Source organism: Streptomyces lydicus (genome assembly GCF_000717345.1).
Classification (GTDB): Bacteria; Actinomycetota; Actinomycetes; order Streptomycetales; family Streptomycetaceae; genus Streptomyces; species Streptomyces lydicus.
The window spans coordinates 39,847-61,100 of the sequence record NZ_JNZA01000001.1 but is presented as its reverse complement, the minus strand read 5'-3'; the positions used below and the strand labels follow the sequence as shown (position 1 = coordinate 61,100).

Sequence of the window (21,254 nt, the reverse complement as noted above, 5' to 3'; positions counted from 1 at the left end):
CGCGGGGCGGCTACCGCCCGCGGCCGCTGACGACGTCACGGACCCGGTCCACCAGCCCCAGGCCCGGGGCCAGCAGCTTGTTGGCCGGCGGGGTGCTGGGAGCCGCGGGATGGGGCCGGGTGGGCGCGGTGCGCTTCGCCTCGCGCACCTTCTTCCCGAGGTTCTCCAGCACATAGGGGTGCACACCGTCCCGCAGCCGGGGGAACAGCTGCCGCTCCTCGTCCGCCACATGGGCGGTGACCTCCGTCCTGAGCTTGACGACGAGCCGGTCGAAGTCGAGGTCGGCGGGTTCGCGCCGTTCGAGCTCCTTGAGCAGCAGCTCGACGCGGTGGTGGGCGGCGAGTTCCTTGTCCGCGAGCGCCTCGCCCTCCGCCAGGTGTTCCCGCACGGCCGGGTAGAGATGCTGCTCCTCCGCGACCTCGTGCCGCACCAGTGCGATGGTCAGCGCGTCGACCAGCCGCTTGCGGTCCGGGCTGCCCGGCATCGCCTTCTCGAACCGCTGGAACAGGTCCCCCACCTCGCGGTGGTCGTCGGTCAGCTCGGCGACGACGTCTCCGTCGTGTGCCATGGCGATCACTTCCTTCCGGTCTCGGTGCGCAGCCCGGCAGGTGACCCGCCGGCGGGCCCGACGGGGGCGGCGGCCTCCGTCGGCAGGGCGAGGTTCTGCAGAAAGGCGCCGAAGCCGTGCGGTGCCCGGCTGTCGAGCCGGGCCGAGGTGCGTACCGGGCACTCGTCGGTGCGCAGGATCCGGCAGCCGTGCTCTTCGAGCGCGGCGACGAGCGCACGGTCCTCACCGTGTGCCAGGGGCGGGAAGCCGCCCGCCGCCCGGTAACGGCGGGCGGCGACGCCCAGGTTGGCGCCGTGCACATGCGGATGGGCCCAGGGGTGCGGCGCGCCCGGCCGGCCGGCGAAGTAGTGGGAGTCGTGCAGGGCCCGCGCCCGCTCGGGCAGCGAGGGGCTCCGGCGGAGGCGGACGGTGCCGACGACGCAGTGCCAGCCCTGCCGGGCGCGGTGCGCGTGGTGGGCCAGCCAGTGGGGCGGTACGAGGGTGTCGGCGTCGGTGGTCGCGATCCAGGCCCGGTCGGCGCCCGGGCCGAGCAGCCGCAGCGCGTGGTCGACGCCGGCCGCGCGGGCCGCCCCGACGTTGCGGCCGGGCAGCTCCACGACGGCCGCGCCCAGCCGCGCGGCGACGGTGGGGGTGGCGTCGGTGCAGGCGTCGGCGGCGACCACGGTCACCACGGGCAGACCGGCCAGGTCCGGGTGACGGGCGGCCGCGCGGAGGGCCCGGAGGGCGGCCGGCAGCTCCCGCGCTTCGTTGTGGGCGGGGACGACGACGGCCAGCGCCGCGGGCCGGGGCACCCGTCCGGCGTTCACACCAGACCTTCCTGCGCCGCCGGCGAGGGCGGCGGGGTCCCGTCGGGGTACCGGCGCCCGTGGATCTGCAGGGTGAAGTCGGTGTCCCGCACCTCGGTGAGCAGGTGGAGGGCGGGGACGGCGGCCAGCGCGGAGGCGACCTCGGGGCCGGTACGGCAGTGTTCGCGGACCGGGTGGTTCCAGTGCACGGTGACCAGCGTGCCGCCGGGCTCCAGGCTGTCCAGGGTGCGCCCGAGGGTGTCGCGGAGCGTGCTGGCGTCGAAGTAGTAGAGCAGTTCGGACAGCACGACGAGATCGAAGGTGCCGTCCGGCCACTCTTCGGGGACGGCGAGCCGGCGCACCTCGACGTGCGGCAGGTCGCGGGTGCGGGCCGTGGCGGCGGTGACGGCCGCGGGCACCCGGTCCGCCGCCAGCAGGTGGTCGCAGCGGGCGGCGAGCAGGCGGGTCAGGACACCGACGGAGCAGCCGGGCTCGAAGGCGGCGCGATAGCGGGGGCGGGGCAGCGACGCGAGGGTGAGGGCGTACTTGCGCTGCTCGTACCAGCGGCCGGCGAGGTCCCAGGGATCCGCCGCGGTGGCGTACATGGCGTCGAAGTAGTCCGCGGGCGTACTCATCGGAAGACCACTTCGAACGGGCGGGTGTGGTGGGCGAGTTCCTCCGGCGGCAGGATCGCCGCGCTCTCCTCGTCGTCGCCGAGCGGGTGGATCTGGCTGGCGAACCGGTCGATGGCGGCCGCCTTCCGGGCCGCGGCACCGGGCGGCAGCGTCAGCCGGGCGGCGTGGTGCCAGGGCACGCGGGTGTCACCGGGGCGGGCCCAGTGCCACATCCACACCGGGTACATCCACAGCGGCACCCCCGAGACGCGGCAGGCGGCGGCCGCCGCGCGGCCGGCGGCCTCGTGATCGCTGTGCAGGTCACCGGTCCAGGGAGCCACGCACAGGGCCGCGTCGGCCTCGTGGAGCAGCGCCACCAGCCGGCTGCGTACCGCGGGTTCGTAGCGGTCCACCCGGGTGTCCGGGATCCTGAGCCGCTCCGGGCGGGCCGCCGTCAGGCCGAGTTCGTCCAGGGCGGCACCGAGTTCGGCCGGGCGGACCCGGGCGAGCCGCTCGGCGGTGATCCGGCGGCTGCGCGGGTGCGAGGCTTCGCCGTCGGTGAGCGAGACGACGTGTACGGGGGTGCGGCGTGCGGCCAGCACGGCCATCGTCCCGCCGAAGCCCAGGACTTCGTCGTCCGGGTGGGCGGCCACGACGACGACCGGCCCGTTGGGCGGTACGGCGGAGGGAAGCCGGCGCAGCCCGGCCCAGGAGGCCCATTCCGCCTCGGGGGTGCCCGGGGCGTCGAGGGCGTCGGCAGCGGCCTGCCGGGCGGTGCTCACGACCGCCCCTCGGTCTCGGTGAGCAGCCGGGCGAGCTCCTCGGTGCTGCGTTCGGCGTGGTGCTGGCGCAGATAGACGCCGAGGTCGGCCACCGCCCGGGCGTGCGCGGCGTCGCGGCACAGCGGTCCGGCGCCGGTCGCCCGCCCGACGTGGTGGAGGACGTCCGTGCAGACCCGCTCCACCAGGGCGCGCACCCGGAGGCTGCGCAGCCGTGCGCCGCCGCCACGGTCGAACGGGTCGTCGTCCACGGCATCCGCGGCCTGTTCCAGCACCGTCCCGGCCGCGTGCAGCAGCACGTCCACCTCCCCCAGGTGGGCGGCGGCGTGCGCGTCCAGGAGGTGGCGCCCGGCCTCGGCGAAGAGGGTGGCGGCCACCGCTCGGGCGCCGCCCAGCCAGCACGCGGCGACGCCGAGGCCGCCGTGCTGGAAACCGGGGCGGCGGACATAGCCGTCCACGTCACCGACGGGCTCGGCCGGGGCATCGGAGAAGCGGACGTCGAGGGAGTCGCTGCCGGCCATCCCGACCGCCTGCCAGGTGCCGGGCACCGGTGCGACGGCCGGGCCGGCCACCCGCACGGCGAACAGTCGCCGCCCGTCGTCGCTGTCGGCCGTCACCAGCGCATGCGTACAGGTCTGCGCGCCGGAGCAGTACGGTTTGACGCCGGTGAGCCGCCAGGCTGCCCCGTCACGGTGCGCGTGCACCCCCGGGCCCGGCGGGTGCGCCGCCCACACGCCCCAGCGTTCGCCGGGGCGTACCGCGGGGCCGCCGAGTTCGTGGAGGATCGCCACGGCGTCGGTGTGCCCTTCGGCCAGTCGGGCGACGCAGAGGTCCTCGCGCCCGAGGTCGGCGAGGCGGCGGAAACGCTCGCGGGTCCGCCCGGAGCCGGGGAGCGGGAGGCGCAGTGTGCCGCCGTCGACCAGGGCGGTGAAACGCCGCGCGACCGCACGGCACAGCTCCGCCGGCCCCGGCGGGCCCGGCTCGGCGCCGGGGTCCGGGTCCGTACGGAGGGGGTACGCCGCATCCGTGGTCACATCAGCTCCTGCGCGCCTCACCGGCCTGCGTCCGGTCACCTCCGTAGTCTGCGGCGCTCTGCGCGTCGCCCGCATGTCGGAGGACGCACGGCGGGGCGGGCGGCCGCTGGGATGCGATCACCACCGATCGGTCGTGCCATGGAGGAACGGCACGCCCGGACGCCGGGGCGCCGCATCGGGTCCCGGCGGCGTGGGCAGCCGCCCGGGGAGAAGGAGACCTCCGCATCCCTGCGAAAGAGACGGGCCTCATGAACACCACCGACCGCAGAGCCGCGCTGTTCGACGTGGACGGGACCTTGGTCGACACCACCTACCTGCACGCCGTCACCTGGTGGGAGGCGTTCCGCCAGTCCGGTCACCGGGTGCCGATGGCCGACATCCACCAGGCGGTCGGTATGGGTGCCGACCATCTCATCGGCCATCTGCTGGGCCCGGACCGTGACCGCGACGGCGACGCGACCGTCAGCGCGGCGCACAAGACGCTGTACGCCGAGTACTGGCCCCGGCTGGCGCCGTTCGACGGTGCCGCCGACCTGTTGCGGGCCTGTGCCCGACGCGGCTGGACAGTGGTGCTCGCCAGCTCGGCGAGCGAGGCGGAACTGAACGCCATGCGCACGGCGCTGGATGCCGAGGACGCCCTCACCGCGGTCACCGGCGCGGACGACGTGGAGTCCAGCAAGCCCGCCCCCGACCTGGTGGAACAGGCGCTGGCCGAGGCCGACACCGAGCCGGACAGCGCGGTCTTCGTCGGGGACACGGTCTGGGACATGAAGGCCGGCGCACGGGCCGGGGTTGCCTGCGTGGGCGTGCTCAGCGGCGGCCACTGCCGCCAGGACCTCCTGGACGCCGGCGCGCGGGAGGTCTACGACGGGCCGGGCGCTCTGCTGGCGCGGCTGGAGTCGTCCCTGCTGAAGTGAGTCGCGGCCGAAGTGACGGAAGTCAGTCGCGCTCAGCCGGCACCGGGCAGGCGTACGTGGACGGTGCCGGTGCTGTCGACGCGTACCTCGAACGCGGGCTGCGGCGCGGTCGCCGGGCCACGGACGTTCTTGCCGTCCGCGAGCCGGAAGACACTGCCGTGCCAGGGGCATTCCACGCAGCCGTCGGCGACCGTGCCCTCCGAGAGCGGCCCGGAGAGGTGGCTGCACCGGTCGGCGAGCACGTGGATGAGGCCGCCCGTCTCGCGCACCACCAGTACGGGCACCTCGCCGAGCATCCGGCGCACCGCCTCCCCGGCGGGGAACTCGGCCATGCTGCCCAGGGGCAGCCAGTCGGGTTCCAGCAGGTGCGGCACCGGCTCCGTCTTGTTGGGCCCCGCGGCCTGCCGGAAGGCGAGGTGCCCGCCGAGCAGGCCGCCGGCGCCGGCGACGCAGAGCCCGGCCCAGCCGAGGGCCTTGCCGAGCGCCACCCGGCCGCGGCCGCGCTGCACCCAGGACGCCGCGTAGAGCCCGACCGCCGAAGCGGTGGAGAGCGCGTGGACCAGCCCGGTCCGCATCTGGTCCTCGTGCTGCTCGGCCCAGTCCACCCAGCCCGCGACGGCCGCCGGCGCGGCGGCGAGCACGCCGAGGCCGACCAGGAACCTGGCCGAGCGCCGGGTGCCGGGGACGGCGTCCAGGACCGACGCGGACATCCAGGCGCCGATCGGCACCTGGACGAGCACCGGGTGGAGCGGATGGCCCAACGGGAGTCCGTGCAGGACGTCGCGGGCGCCGCCCAGCGGGAGCGCACGCACGACCCGCTGTACGGGAGCGACCACCGCGTCCAGCGCCTTCTGCCGGCCCAGTGCGTCGAGCGCGTCGAGGAACGCGTCCTCGGCGCGTGCGGCGGCGCCCCGTGCGCTCGCCGCCTGCCGGGCGGCGGCGGAGAAGCCGTTGCGTCGTACCGGAAGCCGCATGATGCCTCCTCGCGAGTCGCTCCCGACGGCCCATCCTCGCGCGGGGCCCGGCGTTCGGCGACTCGACAGCTTCAGCGCAGCCGTCTGCCGGCCTCCCGCACATTCGGCCGCACACGGCAACTCGGCGCAGGAACGTGCTCGTTGGACTCCGCACCGCACTCCGCGGGCGGGGCGGGAGGCCGGGCCGGGGCCCGAGTGGGGCGCGCGGGCCCCTTCAGCCCAGGAGCTTGACGGTGATGACGCGCGGGGTGCCGCTCGGCCGCTGACCGGGGTACGAGAGCGTCAGCCGGGTGTAGTACCGCTGCCCGGGGTGGCCGGGGCGCGCCTGGGGGTGGTCCAGCCGTACGTGGACGCGGTAGCGGTGGAAGTGGCCGGCAGCGCAGAAGGGCCGGCAGTCGTTGACCATGTCGCTTCCGTCGGCCACCGCGGACCGCGGCTGCCACTGCGACCAGCGCAGCGACGTCAGGACGTTGTTGCCGTCGCCGCAGGCCAGTGTGTAGGTGCCGGGGCGCACCTGCGGTTTCCCGGCGCAGTCGATGACCGCCACGCGGCCTGTCGCGGGCAGCGCCGAGGAGGCGGCGGCCGGTGCCGCCACGGTGGCTGCCGCCAGTGCCGTCCCGGCACAGACCAGAAGTGCTCCCTTTGCCCTGCGAGCTCCCATATCCGCTCCTCAACCGTTTCGTTCGGATGGACACCGGCTGCGACGCGGGGCGCGCGGTCCGCCTGACGGACGCCTGACATCCCCGCGGGGCGGTCGTTGCTCCTCTGCCGACACGCTACGACCACATGGCGGAACGCTGCCACTCCAACGGGTGCCCGTAGCGCACCACCGGCCGTCCGCAACACCGGGAGCGCCGTCGGTGGCGGGGCCCCGCGGCCGGGTGTGCAATGGGGTACGTACGAGCGACAGCGACGCCGGGGCTGCCCCGCCCCGGCACCGGCCCGGAGGGAATGTGATGGCTCGTCCGGTCCACTTCGAGATCCACGCCACGGACGTGGAGCGCGCACGCTCCTTCTACACGGCGGTCTTCGGCTGGTCCATCGAGAAGGACGGCAACCGCTGGGTGATCCGCACCGGCAACGGGGAACCGGGCATCGACGGCACCCTGCTGGCCCGTCAGGGCCCGCACCCGGACCCCGCGGCCCCGGTCAACGGATTCCTGGTCCGGATGCTCGTCACGTCGATCGACGACACGACCCTGGCGGTGGAGAACCACGGCGGCGAGATCACCGTTCCCACCATCCCCGTCCCGGACATCGGCCTGCTCGCCGTCGGCAGGGACCCGGACGGCAACCTCTTCCAGATGGTCCAGCCGGATCCCTTCGCCACCTGACGGCGCATCGGGCCGGAGCCCCGGTGGGGAGCGGCGGCGACCGCCCCTGTCAGGCCGCCCCGCGGATCAGGTCGGCCGCCTTCTCGGCGATCACCATGGCCGCGGGATTCGTGTTGACGGAGACGATCGTCGGCATCACCGACGCGTCCACCACCCGCAGCCCCATCAGCCCGTGCACGGTCAGGTGGGGAGTGACCACCGCGTCGGCGCCGGTCCCCATGGCACAGCTGCCCACGGGGTGGAAGTACGTCCCGGTGGCCGTCGCCAGATAGCGGCGCAGCGCCGCCTCGTCGGTGACGCCGTCCCCGGGGAGCACCTCGCGCGACCGCCACCGGGCGAGGGGCCCGGTCGCCGCGATGTCCCGTGCCGTGCGGATGCCGTGCAGCATGCGCCTGATGTCCGCTTCCGTGCCGAGGTAGTTGGGGTCGATCAGCGGCGGCGTGTCCGGGTCGGCGTCGGCGAGGCGCACCGAGCCCCGGCTCTCCGGGACGGTCGCCACACCGAAGGTGAAGCCGTTCGCCGGCGCCGGCATCGTCGGGTGGTACGGCACATGGATGAACATCAGCTGCATGTCGGGCCCCGGCAGGGACGCGTCGCTGCGCCAGAGCAGCGAGGTTTCCGCGAGGTTGGTGTGGCCCGGGGGCACGGGCCGGCCGGCTTCGTGGACGACCGGGCAGAGCGGGTGGTCGTGCAGGTTGCGCCCGACGCCGGGCAGGTCGTGGCGGACCTCGACGCCGGCCCGGCGCAGCTCGTCGGCGGGGCCCACACCGGACAGCAGGAGCAGCCGCGGCGAGTCGACGGCACCGGCGCTGACAAGCACCTCGGCCGCGGCCCGGGCGGTGACCGTCCGCTCCGCCCACCGGAACTCCACGCCCGTGCACCGGTTGCCGTCGAAGGTCAGCCGGTGGGCGCGGGCGCCGGTCAGGACGGTCAGGTTCGGCCGCTCGGCGCGGACCGGGTGCAGATAGGCCCGTGCGGCGCTCTGCCGTGCGCCGTCGGCGATGTTCATGTCGTGCCAGCCGGCGCCCTCCTGGGCGGCGCCGTTGAAGTCACCGGTCAACGGATGGCCCGCCGCCACCGCCGCGTCGAGGAAGTCCTGCGACAACGGGTGGGCGACATCGGGCGAGGCGGGCGCCGGGCGCATCGGGCCGCTGTCGCCGCGGAACTTCGGGTCGCCGCCCGCGGCGGTCTCCATCCGCCGGAAGTACGGCAGCAGCGCCTCGTGGTCCCAGCCCGTGCATCCGGCCGCCGCCCAGCGGTCGTAGTCGTTGCGGTGCCCCCGGAGGAACACCATGGCGTTGATCGCGCTGGAGCCGCCCAGGGTCCTGCCGCGCGGATACGCGACCGCCGCCCCGCCGATGCCGGACTGCGCCACCGTGGTGTAGGCGTGGTCGACCTCGGTGCCCGCCAACGCGGGCCACGCGCCCGGCACCGCGAGCTCCGCCTTGGTGTCCTCCGGCCCCGCCTCCAGCAGCAGCACCGTCCGGTCCGCGTCCTCCGACAGCCGCGCGGCCAGCACACAGCCGGCCGACCCGGCCCCGATGACGACGTAGTCGTATTCCTCCGCCACCATGCCCCGCTCCCCCTCACCGGTGGGCGCCCCCCGGGCGCCGAGTTCCCGAGCGGCGTTCCCGTCTGACGCCGCCGGCTAGGGAAACGTATCGTGCGGCCACGACGGACGGTGAATGGCTTGCCCCGCAAGCGATGTGACGGATTGTCACCCGGCAACCCCGGCCTCGCGGCGCCGTAATGCGCTGGCGCCGCAGCGCCTCCCTGCCGCACGATGCGCCGGTGGATACAGGGGCATTGCGTGCGGCCGTCGCCGCCGGGGACGAGAGCGCCGTGGCGCGACTGCTGGACGACGCGCCGAGGACGGTGCTCGCCGGGCCGGCGGGCGCGGCTCTGCTGACCCGGGCCGTCCGTGCGGGCCGGCACCGGATCGCGGAGCGCCTCGTGGCCGTCGGCGCCGACCCGGACCGCACGGAATTCACCGGCGGCGTCGACCTGGTCGCCGAGGCGGCCGACCGGGGCGCGTACTCGATGGTGATGGCGCTGCTGCCGGGGCCGGTGGCCCGTCAGCGGCGGGCGCTGGAGGCGGCGCGCGCCTGGCTCGGGGGCTCCGAGGAGGACGAGCTGCGGCGGCGGCTGGGCGGCGGGCGGGACGTCACCTTCGCGTACGAGGACGTCCACGAGGACGTGGACCCGGACAATCCGCACCTGTACGACCCCACACCGGTCGCCGTACGCATCCACGCCACCGCTGCCGACGGGCGCACGCTCACCGTCGAAACCGCGCACCGCGCTCTCGTCACCGACGTGGAGAAGACCATCGGCACCTTCGCCACCACCCCGGACGAGCTGGCCGACCGTGCCCTGCACCACGCCCGCCACGGCTTCCGCGACTGGCAGGCTTCGGTGTGGCGGCTGGCCGACCGGGCCGACGAGGAATCCTTCGCGTGCGCGGCCCGGCTCATCCGCTCCCCCGAACCGCCGCACCGGCGCTTCGCCCTGGACCTGCTGTCCGCCATCGCCACCCACCTCTTCCTCCGGCGTCCCTGGCGCCACGGGCGGCAGGCCCTGGACCTGCTCCGCGCGTACCTGGCCACCGACGAGGACCACCCCGAGCTCCTCGACGGGGCGCTGTTCGCGCACTCCTGGTACGCGCACGAGTACGGCACCGGCGAGGACCTGTACGCGATCCTCCCCTTCGGCAGCCACCACGACGGCGCCGTCCGTGAGCGCGTGCTGCACGAACTGGGCCCGTCCATGAACCGCAACCCGGCCGTCGTCGACCTGTGCACCGCCCGCTGCGACGATCCCCGGCCCGAGACCCGCGAGGCCGCCCTGCACGCGCTCGCCACCTACGGCCCCGACAGTCCCGAGCTGCGGTCCCTGTTCGCCGCCCATCTCACCGACCCGTACGCCCCCGCCCGCCTGGAGGCCGCCGCCGGCCTCGCCCTGCGCCACGACCCGCGCGCCGACGCGGTGCTCGCCCGTTTCGCCGCGGACGCCGAGCCCGAGTCCCCGACCTGGTGGCGCCTGGACGAGGTACGCCGCCGCCGCGCCCGCACGGCCGCTGCCGGGTAGCGACTGCGGCTCCGCTCGCGGCGGCCTGGCGGACGCGGCCTAGGATCGGGGCCGACACGGAGCACGGGGGAACGCGGATGGCTTTCGAGATGGAGCTGGCGGTTGCCGAGGACGACGAGGCGGCGCGGCTCGCCGCCGGGCTCGCCGAGGTGGGCAACGAGGGCTTTTTGCGCGCGGTTCTCCGCGACCCGGTGCGCTTGGCGCACCGCAGCACCGACCGCCTCGTCGGCCGGCCCACCGCGGCGGGGAACGGCACCGAGCCCACCTCCAGCCTGCTGCTGCGCGCCGTCCACCTCTGCTTCACGGCCCATCTGCCGCTCAGCCTCTCCCCCGACCTGCTCTGGTACGCCGTCGTGCACGAGGTCGCGGTGCACGTCCGGCTGAACTCCGGTACGTACGAGGGGGTCTTCACCGATACGCCCGGGCACCGGCAGACCCTGACCGTGCGCGACGACCTGGCCCCGCTGGACTGGGAGCGCTCGCTCAACCTGGTGCAGGGGCCGTTGCGCGCCCGGATCGGCGACGAGGTGGCCGACCTGTTCCAGCCGGCCTTCTCGACCACCACCCCGGCCGACGCGACCGCCGCGCTGGTGGCGCTGATGGACGTGGTCAGCCCGTACTACCGCTTCCGCTGGCAGACGCTCTGCGGCATCCCCCGGATCCGGCTCGAAGGCACGGACCGGGACTGGCGCCTGCTGGCGGCGCGGGTGCGGGAGCTGGCGGGGTGGTTCGAGGGCCTGCGGCCGTGGTTCGCCGCGCTGCAGCCGGTGCTCGACGCGATCAGCACGACGGCTTCGGGATGGGGCGTCGACCGGGCCTTCTGGGGTTCGCTCTACAAGTGGGAGTCGGCCTCCGGCGGCGACCGCGTCACCGGCTGGATCAGCGCCTTCTTCGCCCACCGGTACACCGACGACGGGCCGTGTCCCAAGCGGTCCTTCGGCCCGGGCACCACGCCCGACGACGAGTTCCCGGCCCATGTCTCCCGCGTCCCGTTCCGCTGGGAGACCCCCGCCGGTACCGCCGACATGGCCTTCCTCGGGGGCGTCCTGGGCATCGAACGCGAGGGGGCATGGATCCGGCCCCGGCTCGGCCATGCCGTGGCCGAGCTCCTCCCCGCCCCCGCCGGGCGTCGCGACGCGCAGCTGCCCGAGCCGTGGACCCTGGACGACGTCCGGCGCGTCACCGGCTGCCCGGAGGCGCGGGTGCTGACCGGTCTCGGCTCCGTCACCTACCAGGGCGCGCCCCTTGCGGCCGACTGGGCGCTCGCGCTGGACGGGAGCTGCGCGGTCCGGGCCGGCGACGGGGACTGGTACCTGGGCGACCTGGTGTCCGACGCGGGGGACGTCCGGTGCTGGTCCCGTTACGGCCCGGACCTCGGCACCGCCCTGCGCGCGCTCTGAGACAGCTCCGCCAACAGGGCGCGGACCTGCTCCACTTCCGCGTCGGGCGCCTGGATCTCACGGTAGAGGGCGAGGGCCTGACGCAGGGCCTCACGGGCCGCGTCGACCGATCCGGTCGCCCGGTGGGTGCGGCTCAGATGGACCAGCGTCTCGGCCTCGTTGTAGCGGTGGCCCAGGGCGCGGTTGAGGTGCAGGCTGCGTCGGTAGCAGTCGACGGCCTTCGGGTGGTCGCCGAGATGGTGGTAGGCGTAGCCGAGGGTGTCCCAGGTGCCGGCCTGGCCGCGTTCGTCCGCCAGCTCGTCCTGGAGGGCCAGCGCCTCCCGGCCACTGCGTACCGCCGCCGGGTGGTCGCCGAGCCGGGCGTGGTCCCAGGCCAGCGCGTTCAGGGCGCGGGCCCGCCAGGGCAGGTTCCCGAGCGCGGTGAACAGGTCCACGGCGCTGCGGTCGTGGCGCAGGGCCGCGGGGTGGTCGCCCTCGCGTTCGTACAGCCAGCCCAGCGCGAGGTGGGTGTGGGCCAGGGAGGCGCGGTTGCCGCTCGCCTCCGACAGGGCCAGCGCCCGGGCCAGTTCGCGGTGTGCCTCGGCGAGGCGGCCGGTCTCGGTGCAGGCGAAGGCGCGGGTGCGGTGCGACTCGGCCCGGGCGGCCACGTCGTCGATGCGTTCCGCGGCGGCGAGGGCCGTGGTGTGCAGGGCCGCCAGGTCCGCCCAGCGTCCCCGCCGCGCGAGGAAGGTGGTGAGCGCCCAGGCGAGCTGCCAGGCGTGGGCGTCGTGTCCGGTGCGCTCCGCGCGGTCGACGGCAGCGGACAGTACGGCGTGCTCGTCCGTGAACCACCGCATCGCCCGGTCGTGCGTGGCGAGTTGCTCGGGGTGGGTGCCGGGGGGCGCCGGGACGAGCCGGATCGGGTCGCGGTGCGGCACCAGGAGCCGGTCGGCCGCGTACGCCGTGTGCACGTAGTGGTCGAGTACCCGGGTGAGCGCCTGCTGCCCCTCCGAGGCGGGCGCGACGGTTCCGGCGAGTTCGACGGCGTACGCCCGCAGCAGGTCGTGGCAGCTGTAGCGGCCGGGGCTGCGCTCCTGGAGGAGGTGGTGGGCCTGGAGGCGGCGCAGCCTCGTACGGAGCCGGGCGGCCGGCAGGGCGGTGAGGCCGGCCGCGGCGGCCAGGCCGATGTCGGCGCCAGGTGCCTGGGCCAGTTGCCGGAAGACCCGGGCGGAGTCGGGGTCGAGGGCGCGGTAGGAGGAGGCGAAGACGGTCCGTACGTCGGTGCCCGTCTCGCCGGTGTCCAGGGCGTCGAGCCGGGTCGCGGTCTCGTGCAGTTCCGCTGCCAGGGCGGTGAGGGTGAGCACCGGGTTGGTGGTGAGGCGGGCGGCGAGGACGCTGAGGGCCAGCGGGAGCCCGGCGCAGTGGTGGCGGAGCAGGGCCGCGGCGGCCGGTTCGGCGGCGAGCCGGTCGGCGCCGAGGCGGCGGCCGAGCAGGTCGTGCGCCTCGTCGTCGTCGAGTGTGCCGAGGGTGAGGTGGGTGGTGCCGTGGGCGGCGGCGAGACCGGGGAGCTGGTGGCGGCTGGTGATCAGGACCGTGCAGGTGGGACTGCCGGGCAGGAGGGGCAGCACCTGGTCGGTGTCGCGGGCGTTGTCGAGGACGATCAAGAGGCGTTTGCCGTTCGTGAGGCTGCGGTACAGCGCGGCCTGGGCGTGCGGGGCCGTCGGGCGGTGCGCGGGGTCGGCCCCGAGGGCATCGAGGAATTCCCGCAGGACCGTGTACGGGTCCAGGGGGTCGCCGGTGGGGGTGAAGCCGCGCAGATCGGCGTACAACTGCCCGTCGGGGCAGCGCTCTTGCTGGTCGTGAGCCCAGCGCAGCGCGAGCCAGGTCTTGCCGACGCCGCCGGGGCCGCAGATCGTGGACACCGGCACCGCGTCGCCCGGCGCGGCCTGCGGGGTCAGCATCTTGTCCAGCCGGGCACGTTCCCGGTCGCGGCCGATGAACAGGGGCGGCAGCGCGGGGAGTTGACGCGGGATTGGCGCGGTGCGCCGGGGTCTCACCAGGGCGCGGTCCGGTGGGGCGAGGCGCGGGTCGGAGACCAGGATCTGCCGGTACAGCTCCCGCAGCGCCGGCCCCGGGTCGATGCCCAGTTCTTCGGCGAGGCGGTGGCGCAGCTCCTGATAGTGGTGGAGGGCGTCGGCGGGACGGCCGCAGCGGTAGAGGGTGAGCATCAGCTGGGCGGCGATCCGCTCGTCCAGGGGGTGCCGCTCGGCGTGGTCGGTCAGGACGGGCGCCAGCTCCGCGTGGCGTCCGCGGCGTAACTGGAGGTCGCCCCGGTCGAGGGCCGCGGCGAGCAGCTCCGCGTGCGCGGTGTCGCGCTGGGAGTTGAACCAGGGGGTGTCCGTGCCGGGGCACAGGGCTCCCTGCCACAGCGCGAGGGCCTCCTCGAACAGCCGCGCCGCCTCGTCCTCGTCGCCGGCGTCCGCGGCGGCCCGTGCCAGGGGGGTGAGGGCGCGGAAGCGGTGCAGGTCGGCCGCCATGGGGTCGACGGTCAGCTGGTAGCGGCCCGAGCGGCGGGCGATCCGCGCCGCTTCCTCGGCGGGCCGCAGGGCGTGGCGCAGCCTGGACAGATAGCTGTAGAGCGTCGACCGGGCGCGCTGCGGGGCGTCCTCCCCCCAGACGCGCTCGACGAGTTGGTCCACCGTCACCGCCTGGTTCGCGCCGATCAGCAGGGCCGCCAGGAGGCGCTGCTGCCGGGCGGGCCCCAGGTCCACCCGGCTGCCGTCGACCAGAACCTCCACCCCGCCCAGCACCCGGAATTCCACCGTCATGCGGACCACCCCCCGGAGCCCGATCCTAAAACCGAAACCAGCGGCCCTGACCAGCGCTTTCAAGCTCTTCTCAAGGTTCGTCCACGGTCGGCGGAGCACAGTGGTCGCCATCTCGCCCACCAGGGGCGGGACGGGCAACCGAAAGAGAGACACCATGCGGAAGACATCGAAGGCCAGGATCGCCGCCGCCTCCACGGTGATGGGGCTCGCCGCCATCGCCGCACCGGTCGCGCTGGCCGGCCCGGCCGCGGCGGCGGGTGGCACGGCGCCGGCGTGCGTCAGCCGGAGCGTCAACGCCGCCGGGCACTACGTCGACCTCGCGAACTGGTGCAACAGGACGATGCGGATCACGGTCGTCTTCAAGGACGGTTCCGAGACCCCGTGTTTCACCATGTCGAACGGGGGCTCACTGACGGTGCGCTACGGCTCGAAGACGTACGCCCGGACCGCCGTCTGCTGACCGCCTCCGGCCGAGGAGCCCGGCGCCCGCACGGAAGGGGCGCCGGGTGACGGCGGGATACCGGCCCTCGGCCCGCCCCCGCCGCCGCACGGCTCACACCTGGCTAACGGCCCGCCGGTCCGGGGAAGTCGGCGAAGCTTCTGTTTCAGAGGCAGTTGACCGGAGGGTAGCGCTTCTGAAGTCGAAGCACCATAGGGTGCGCGGAAGAGGAAGACCCGTCCCCCGGGCACGGAAGAACGGAAGGCATGATGGCGACAACTCCCGCACCCCGACGGCCGGTTCGCGGATCGTCCGCGGGGCGCCCGCTGATGGCGGCGCTCGACCTGTTCGGGCGCCGGTGGACCCTGCGCATCCTGTGGGAGCTCCGGGACGGCACCCTCGGCTTCCGGCCCCTCCAGCAGCGGTGCGACGGCATGTCGTCCAGCGTGCTGCACCAACGCCTCACCGAGCTGCGGGAATCCCGCCTCGTCGAGCGCGACGCCGGGGACGGCTACCGGCTGACCCCGCTCGGCGAGGGAGCCTGCGAAGAACTGCGGGGCCTGCACCACTGGGCCGAGGGCTGGGCCGCCGAACTCGCCCGGGTGCTGCCGGACCGGCCGGGGTCCGGCGTTGTAGCGCGCCCACGGCGGTGAGGCGGGGCCCGGGGGCGGGCCCCGCCTCCTCCCGGTCGGCCGGGGCCGGGACGCCGCCGCGAGGATGACCGCCGCCGCGGCACGTCCCGGCCCTGTCCGTCCCGTACCCCGGTCACCGACCGGTACGCCCTCTCCCCGCCTCCTTCCGGAACAACACCGCCTGGAATCCGCCCCGTTGCGGTGAGCCGGCGAGTTGGGGGCACACGGTCCAAACGATCTTCGTTGACCGTTGGGAGAAGCAACAGACCATGGTGACCCCCATACGCCGGCCGAGGGCCCCGCGCCGCCGGACCGCCTTCAGCCTGCGCCAGCTGTCCGTCTCGTTCGGCGTCCTCGCGATCGGCGTCACCGGAGTGGGCCTGACCCTGCGGAAGGCGGTGGCCGCCGCGGGTGCGCATCCCGGCCCCGCCGTCGTCGTCGGGCTGGTCGTGATCATGGCACTGGCGGTGCTGCTGCACCGGGGACGCCGCGGGCGGGCCGCCGCCCGGACGGCCCCGCACGGCCGGACGTCCGCGGCCTCCGTGACCGTGGCCGGCGAACCCGTGCCCGCACCCCCGGTGGAGGAGGTCGCACCGAGCCCGGTGGAGGACGTCGACGCGCCCCCGCTGGAGTACGTCGACCCGCGCCCGGTGGAGCTCGACGACTACGCGGAGATGGACGCCGACGCGTTCGAGGAGGCGGTGGCCGGGCTGTGCGAGCGCGACGGCTGCGCGGAGGTGCAGGTGGTCGGCGGCGCCAACGACCTCGGCGCGGACGTGGTCGCCGTGGCCCCCGACGGCCGCAGCCTCGTCATCCAGTGCAAGCGCTACTGCGCGGACAACAAGGTGGGCTCCCAGGATCTCCAGCGGTTCGGCGGCACCTGCTTCACCGTCCACGGCGCCGATGTCGCGGCCGTCGTCACCACCAGCGCCTTCACCGAACCGGCGCGGGAATACGCCGACCGGTGCGGAATCCTCTGCTTCGACCACGACGACCTCGTCGGCTGGGCATCCGGTACCGGCCCGGCGCCGTGGGAGTGAGCGCGCTGGTTCCGCACACGGAAAACCGGGCAACGGTGTGGCCGGACGACGAACGGAGCGTGCGCATGGCCGGACAGGAAGCGGAGCGACGGAGGCTGCCCGCCCCGCAGGGCTGGATCCACCGGGTGGCCCAGTGGTGGCAGCGGGCCTGGGGATCGGAGGGATACGAGCGCCGCACCCTGCTCCTGATCGGCAAGAGCACCCTGGCCGCCACGCTCTCCTGGGTGATCTCGTACAACCTGCTGCACGCCCAGTCGCCGGCGTTCGCACCGTTCTCCGCGGTGCTGATCATGCAGGTCACCGTCTACCAGTCACTGCTGCAGTCGCTGCGCTATGTGGGCGCCGTCTCGGCCGGGGTCGCGGTGCAGGCCGCCCTGGGCTTCCTGGTCGGGCCCGACCTGCTGACGTTCCTCCTGGTGGCACTGGTCGCCCTGGCCATCGGCCGGTGGCCGGCGCTCGGGGCACAGGGCTCCCAGGTGGCCACGGCGGCGTTCTTCGCCTACTCCACCTACCTCTCGGCGAGTTCGGACCTCGAAAAGATCACCCAGCTGGGACAGATCATCCTGCTCGTCCTCATCGGTTGCGGCGTGGGCGTCGTCATCAACATCGCGGTGATGCCGCCGCTGCGCTACCGCGGCGCCGAACACGGCATCCACACCCTGGCGCACGCCCTGTGCGACCTGGTCAGCGACATGTATCCGGTGCTGCGGGAGGGCGAGCCGGGCGAGGAGCGCAGCCGGCACTGGCAGACCCGGGCCGAGCAGACGGAAGGGCTGATCGCGCAGGCCCGGTCCGGGCTGCGGACCGCCGAGGAGAGCCTCTACTACAACCCCCGGCGGCTCTTCCGCCGGCACCGCGGACGGACCGGCTTCGCCGGGTACGGCGCGGTGCTCGAAGCGCTGGGGCGCACCCTCCACCAGATCGCGTCGCTCACCCGGAGCCTCCGCCAGTGGCAGCAGGCCGACGAGGACTACCCCTTCCGCTCCTTCCTCGCCCGCTACGCGGACTTCCTCGAAGCGGTCGCCCGGCTGGCCCAGGTCCTCGGCGAGCTGGACCAGGACCACCTGCGCGAGCAGGCCCGCCAACTGTGCCAACTGGCCGACACGGCGCGGCAACGCTGCCACGAGGTGACCGAGCAGGCCGAGCGGGACGCCCTGCCGCTGGCGGACCCGGCGCGCCCGTACGGGGTGCTCGTCGTCGAGGCCACCCGGCTCATGGAGGAGTTCCAGCACACCTGTGACGTCCTCCAGCGGTACGTCGACCGGCAGCCCCACGACCTGCACGACTCCGACTGAAGCGGGGGCGGGCGGGTACACGGCCAGCGTTGATCGAACGGCCCGGTCCCGCCCGTCCGTCCCTGGGCGTCCGTCGCGGCGCGGGGCCGTCGCCCTACTTCTCGGGAGCTGATGGTGACCACCAACGCTGGCGTGAGCGGTTCGCGGGCCGGCTCCGGCGGACGTCCGGACGGCGCGCGGATGCGTCCCTTCGCCCATCTGTTCCGGTGGCTGTCGGTGGCGGCGCTGCTCGTCGTCGCGGTCGGTCTCGCGGCGGCCGCCGTGCTGTCGTCGCCCTGGTGGTGGCCGCCGGCCCTGCTCTTCCTCGGCCTCGGCGCGGTCGGCGTCGCGGACCTGGCGCAGCGTCGGCACTCGGTGCTGCGCAACTACCCGGTCATCGGCCATCTGCGGTTCGCGCTGGAAGCGATCAGGCCGGAGCTCCAGCAGTACTTCGTCGAGCGCAACTTCGACGGCCGGCCCTTCGACCGTGACGTGCGCAGCATCATCTACGAGCGGGCCAAGGGCACCGAGGCGGAGGAGCCCTTCGGCACCGAACGCGACGTCTACGCCGCCGGCTACGAGTTCATGGTGCCGTCGATGGCGCCCAAGCCGGTTCCCGAAGCGCGTCCCACGATCCGGGTCGGCGGCCCGGACTGCACCCGGCCGTACGACATGGCGCTGCTGAACGTCTCGGCGATGAGTTTCGGCTCGCTGTCCGCCAACGCGATCCTCGCCCTGAACCGCGGTGCCGCCCTCGGCGGGTTCGCCCACGACACCGGGGAGGGCGGCCTGTCCGAGTACCACCTGCGGAACGGTGGCGATCTCGTCTGGGAAATCGGGACCGGCTACTTCGGCTGCCGGACGGCGCAGGGCGCCTTCGCCCCGTCCGAGTTCGCCGACAAGGCCGCGCACGACAGCATCAAGTGCGTCTCCCTGAAACTGTCCCAGGGCGCCAAGCCGGGCATCGGCGGCGTACTGCCCGGCGACAAGGTCAGCGCGGAGATCGCCCGGGTCCGGGAGGTGCCGGAAGGGCGGACGGTGATCTCCCCGCCCTACCACCAGACCTTCTCCACCCCGCGCGAACTGGTCCGCTTCCTCGCGAGGATGCGCGCCCTGGCGGGCGGCAAGCCCACCGGGTTCAAGCTCTGCGTCGGCTCCCGACGGCAGTTCCTCGCGGTCTGCAAGGCCATGCTCCAGGAGGGCGTCACCCCGGACTTCATCATCGTCGACGGCGCCGAGGGCGGCACCGGGGCCGCTCCGCTGGAGTTCGCCGACCATCTGGGCTCCCCGCTGACCGAGGGACTGATCACCGTGCACAACGCGCTGGTCGGCTGCGGGCTGCGGGACCGTGTCAAGGTCGGCGCGAGCGGGAAGGTGGCCACCGGGGCGGACATGGTCAAGCGCATGATCCAGGGCGCCGACTTCACCAACGCGGCGCGCGCCATGATGATGGCCGTCGGCTGCATACAGGCCCAGCGCTGCCACACCAACACCTGCCCGGTCGGGGTGGCGACCCAGGACCCGCACCGGGCCCGTGCCCTGGACGTCGGGGACAAGTCGGCGCGCGTGCACCGGTTCCAGCAGGCGACGGTGGACAGCGCCCTGCAGATCATGGGCTCGATGGGTGTGCAGCACCCGGACGAGCTCCGGCCGCACATGCTGCGCCGCCGCCTCGACCCGCTCACCGTCCGCTCGTACGAGGAGCTGTACGCGTGGCTCTCCCCCGGCGAGCTGCTGGCCGCTCCCCCACAGGACTGGGCCGCGGACTGGGCGGCGGCCGACCCCGACCACTTCACCGTCTGACGTAACGAAAGGACCGCCACATGGCTCGCACCGTTGCCCAGGTCATCGTCGACTCCCTCGAACAGCTGGGGGTTCAGCAAGTCTTCGGCGTGGTCGGCGACGCACTCAACCCCCTCACGGACGCCATCCGGCGGGCCGACGGAACGGAGTGGGTCGGGTGCCGGCACGAGGAGGCGGCGGCCTTCGCCGCCGGGGCGCAGTCCCAGCTGACCGGCACGCTCGGCGTGTGCATGGGCACCGTCGGCCCCGGTTCCGTGCATCTGCTCAACGGCCTCTACGACGCGGCGAAGAGCCACACCCCCGTACTGGCCATCGCCGGCCAGGTGCCGCTGGCCGACATGGGCAGCGACACCTTCCAGGAGGTCGACAACGACCTGCTCTTCCGCGACGTCGCCGTGTTCCGCGCGACGATCACCTCGCCGGACCAGCTGCCCGGCCTGCTGGAGCACGCGGTGCGTACCGCGCTGGCGCGCAAGGGCGTGGCGGTGCTGACCGTCCCCGGGGACCTCGGCGACCGGGAGGTCCCCGACGACCGGGAGCCCCGATTCTCGCTGCCCCGGACCGGCAGCCGCCCCGACGACCCCGAACTCGCGGACGCCGCCGGGCTCCTCGACGCGGCCGACCGGGTCACGCTGCTGGTCGGCAAGGGAGCCCGGCACGCCCGCGGCGATGTGCTCCGGCTCGCCGAACGGCTGGCCGCCCCCATGGTGCTGACGCTGAAGGCCAAGGAGGGGTTCGAGGAGGACAACCCCTTCGAGGTCGGCCAGACCGGGCTGATCGGCAACCCCGCGGCCGCCAAGGCGCTGGACGACGCCGACACGCTCCTGCTGCTGGGCACCGACTTCCCGTATAGGGAGTGGTATCCGACCGGCAAGAAGGTCGTCCAGGTCGACTCCGAGGCCGCGCACATCGGCCGGCGGGTCCCGGTGGACGCCCCGCTGGTGGGTGACGTCGGCCCCACCGTGCGCGGGCTGCTCAGCCTGCTGACGAAGGAGAAGGACCCGGGCCACCTGGAGCGGGCCCGGGAACGGTTCGACCGCTGGCGCAGCTCCCAGCTGAAGCTGGCCTCACCGCGGCACGACGAGAGCCTGCTCGGCAAGGTCCGCGCCGGCCTGGACAACCGCCACCACCTGATCCGGCCGGAGGCGCTGGCCGCGGCCGTCGACGAAGCCGCCGCCGACGACGCCGTGTTCACGTCCGACACCGGCATGGCCACCGTCTGGCTCTCCCGCTTCGTCCGCATGCGGGGTACGCGCCGCCTGCTGGGTTCCTACAACCTCGGCTCGATGGCGAACGCGCTGCCGCAGGCGCTCGGCGCGCAGTTCCTCGACCGGGACCGGCAGGTGGTGGCCTTCTGCGGGGACGGCGGCCTGAGCATGCTGCTGGGCGACGTGCTGACCCTGCGCACCTATCAACTGCCGGTGAAGCTCGTGCTCTTCGACAACCGGCGCCTGGGCATGGTGAAGCTGGAACAGGAGCAGGCGGGGCTGCCGGAGTTCGGGACCGAACTCGACAACCCCGATTTCGCCGCGGTGGCCTCGGCGTTGGGCATCACCGGCATCCGGGTCACCGATCCGGCGCGGCTCAACGAGGCCGTGCGGGAGGCGTTCGCCACCGAGGGGCCGGTGCTGCTGGACGTGCTCACCAACCCGGACGAGATATCCGTGCCGCCCAAGCCGACGGTCGAGCAGGGCTGGGGTTTCGCCATCGCGAAGGCCAAGGAGTTCCTGCGCAGCGCGGGCGACACCGACTGACCAGGCGTGCGGG

At 74.3% G+C, this 21,254-nt stretch carries 19 protein-coding genes; 10 read left to right on the top strand and 9 right to left on the bottom strand.

The features are described from left to right. Positions 1-10 precede the first annotated feature (10 nt). From OO62_RS00275 to OO62_RS00255, 5 genes are read right to left on the bottom strand one after another with little or no spacing between them, the layout of a single operon-like run. Positions 11-568: a hemerythrin domain-containing protein gene (locus tag OO62_RS00275; RefSeq protein ID WP_033265227.1), complete on the bottom strand. Its 558-nt coding sequence runs from the start codon at positions 566-568 to the stop codon at positions 11-13. A 5-nt stretch (positions 569-573) separates the two neighbouring features. Next, entirely contained in the window at positions 574-1,374 is an 801-nt protein-coding gene (locus OO62_RS00270; protein WP_051732404.1) for a glycosyltransferase family 2 protein, read from the bottom strand. Continuing rightward, the gene (locus tag OO62_RS00265; protein WP_033265040.1) at positions 1,371-1,988 is read right to left on the bottom strand and encodes an SAM-dependent methyltransferase; all 618 of its coding nucleotides are present in this window, start codon (positions 1,986-1,988) and stop codon (positions 1,371-1,373) included. The genes OO62_RS00270 and OO62_RS00265 overlap by 4 nt, the downstream gene beginning before the upstream one ends. Further along, positions 1,985-2,749 (bottom strand): PIG-L deacetylase family protein, encoded by a 765-nt coding sequence (locus tag OO62_RS00260; RefSeq protein ID WP_033265039.1) that lies wholly within the window; start codon positions 2,747-2,749, stop codon positions 1,985-1,987. Before OO62_RS00260 ends, OO62_RS00265 begins: the two co-directional genes overlap by 4 nt. Continuing rightward, positions 2,746-3,780: an acyl-CoA dehydrogenase gene (locus tag OO62_RS00255; RefSeq protein WP_033265038.1), complete on the bottom strand. Its 1,035-nt coding sequence runs from the start codon at positions 3,778-3,780 to the stop codon at positions 2,746-2,748. The genes OO62_RS00260 and OO62_RS00255 overlap by 4 nt, the downstream gene beginning before the upstream one ends. Positions 3,781-4,028: 248 nt before the next feature. Here OO62_RS00255 and OO62_RS00250 point away from each other — a divergent pair, with 248 nt between their 5' ends. Beyond that, positions 4,029-4,697: an HAD family hydrolase gene (locus tag OO62_RS00250; RefSeq protein WP_033265037.1), complete on the top strand. Its 669-nt coding sequence runs from the start codon at positions 4,029-4,031 to the stop codon at positions 4,695-4,697. 32 nt (positions 4,698-4,729) lie between these two features. On the opposite strand, the gene OO62_RS00245 is transcribed toward OO62_RS00250, so the two are convergent. Both OO62_RS00245 and OO62_RS00240 read right to left on the bottom strand, forming a co-directional pair. Continuing rightward, entirely contained in the window at positions 4,730-5,671 is a 942-nt protein-coding gene (locus OO62_RS00245; protein WP_033265036.1) for a Rieske (2Fe-2S) protein, read from the bottom strand. 214 nt (positions 5,672-5,885) lie between these two features. Continuing rightward, positions 5,886-6,332 carry a hypothetical protein gene (locus tag OO62_RS00240; RefSeq protein WP_033265035.1) on the bottom strand — a complete coding sequence of 149 codons (447 nt, stop codon included), beginning with the start codon at positions 6,330-6,332 and terminating at the stop codon, positions 5,886-5,888. Between the two features lie 295 nt (positions 6,333-6,627). Here OO62_RS00240 and OO62_RS00235 point away from each other — a divergent pair, with 295 nt between their 5' ends. Then, a complete protein-coding gene (locus OO62_RS00235; RefSeq protein WP_033265034.1) occupies positions 6,628-7,005 on the top strand; it encodes a VOC family protein in 378 nt (125 codons plus the stop codon). A gap of 49 nt (positions 7,006-7,054) precedes the next feature. Here the strand turns inward: OO62_RS00235 and OO62_RS00230 are convergent, their stop codons facing one another. Beyond that, a complete protein-coding gene (locus OO62_RS00230; RefSeq protein WP_033265033.1) occupies positions 7,055-8,578 on the bottom strand; it encodes a GMC family oxidoreductase in 1,524 nt (507 codons plus the stop codon). A 218-nt stretch (positions 8,579-8,796) separates the two neighbouring features. On the opposite strand from OO62_RS00230, the gene OO62_RS00225 reads away from it, so the two are divergent. Together OO62_RS00225 and OO62_RS00220 are read left to right on the top strand one after the other, a co-directional pair. Then, entirely contained in the window at positions 8,797-10,092 is a 1,296-nt protein-coding gene (locus tag OO62_RS00225) for a HEAT repeat domain-containing protein (RefSeq protein WP_129322938.1), read from the top strand. 77 nt (positions 10,093-10,169) lie between these two features. Further along, a complete protein-coding gene (locus tag OO62_RS00220; RefSeq protein ID WP_033265031.1) occupies positions 10,170-11,492 on the top strand; it encodes a DUF4419 domain-containing protein in 1,323 nt (440 codons plus the stop codon). Here OO62_RS00220 and OO62_RS00215 read toward each other — a convergent pair. Then, positions 11,453-14,299 carry an AfsR/SARP family transcriptional regulator gene (locus tag OO62_RS00215; RefSeq protein ID WP_033265225.1) on the bottom strand — a complete coding sequence of 949 codons (2,847 nt, stop codon included), beginning with the start codon at positions 14,297-14,299 and terminating at the stop codon, positions 11,453-11,455. The two genes, OO62_RS00220 and OO62_RS00215, sit on opposite strands and share 40 nt — an antisense overlap. Positions 14,300-14,453: 154 nt before the next feature. Between OO62_RS00215 and OO62_RS00210 the strand changes: the two genes are divergently transcribed. From OO62_RS00210 to OO62_RS00185, 6 genes are all read left to right on the top strand, one after another. Beyond that, positions 14,454-14,759 carry a hypothetical protein gene (locus OO62_RS00210; RefSeq protein WP_033265030.1) on the top strand — a complete coding sequence of 102 codons (306 nt, stop codon included), beginning with the start codon at positions 14,454-14,456 and terminating at the stop codon, positions 14,757-14,759. A gap of 308 nt (positions 14,760-15,067) precedes the next feature. Further along, positions 15,068-15,391 (top strand): winged helix-turn-helix transcriptional regulator, encoded by a 324-nt coding sequence (locus OO62_RS00205; protein WP_206738460.1) that lies wholly within the window; start codon positions 15,068-15,070, stop codon positions 15,389-15,391. A gap of 248 nt (positions 15,392-15,639) precedes the next feature. Then, positions 15,640-16,410: a restriction endonuclease gene (locus OO62_RS00200; RefSeq protein WP_033265029.1), complete on the top strand. Its 771-nt coding sequence runs from the start codon at positions 15,640-15,642 to the stop codon at positions 16,408-16,410. 65 nt (positions 16,411-16,475) lie between these two features. Beyond that, complete coding sequence (locus OO62_RS00195) at positions 16,476-17,705, top strand: FUSC family protein (protein ID WP_051732476.1); 1,230 nt, start codon at positions 16,476-16,478, stop codon at positions 17,703-17,705. Between the two features lie 180 nt (positions 17,706-17,885). Next, complete coding sequence (locus tag OO62_RS00190; RefSeq protein WP_051732475.1) at positions 17,886-19,487, top strand: FMN-binding glutamate synthase family protein; 1,602 nt, start codon at positions 17,886-17,888, stop codon at positions 19,485-19,487. Positions 19,488-19,507: 20 nt separating this feature from the next. Further along, the gene (locus tag OO62_RS00185; RefSeq protein WP_033265028.1) at positions 19,508-21,241 is read left to right on the top strand and encodes a thiamine pyrophosphate-dependent enzyme; all 1,734 of its coding nucleotides are present in this window, start codon (positions 19,508-19,510) and stop codon (positions 21,239-21,241) included. Positions 21,242-21,254 lie beyond the last annotated feature (13 nt).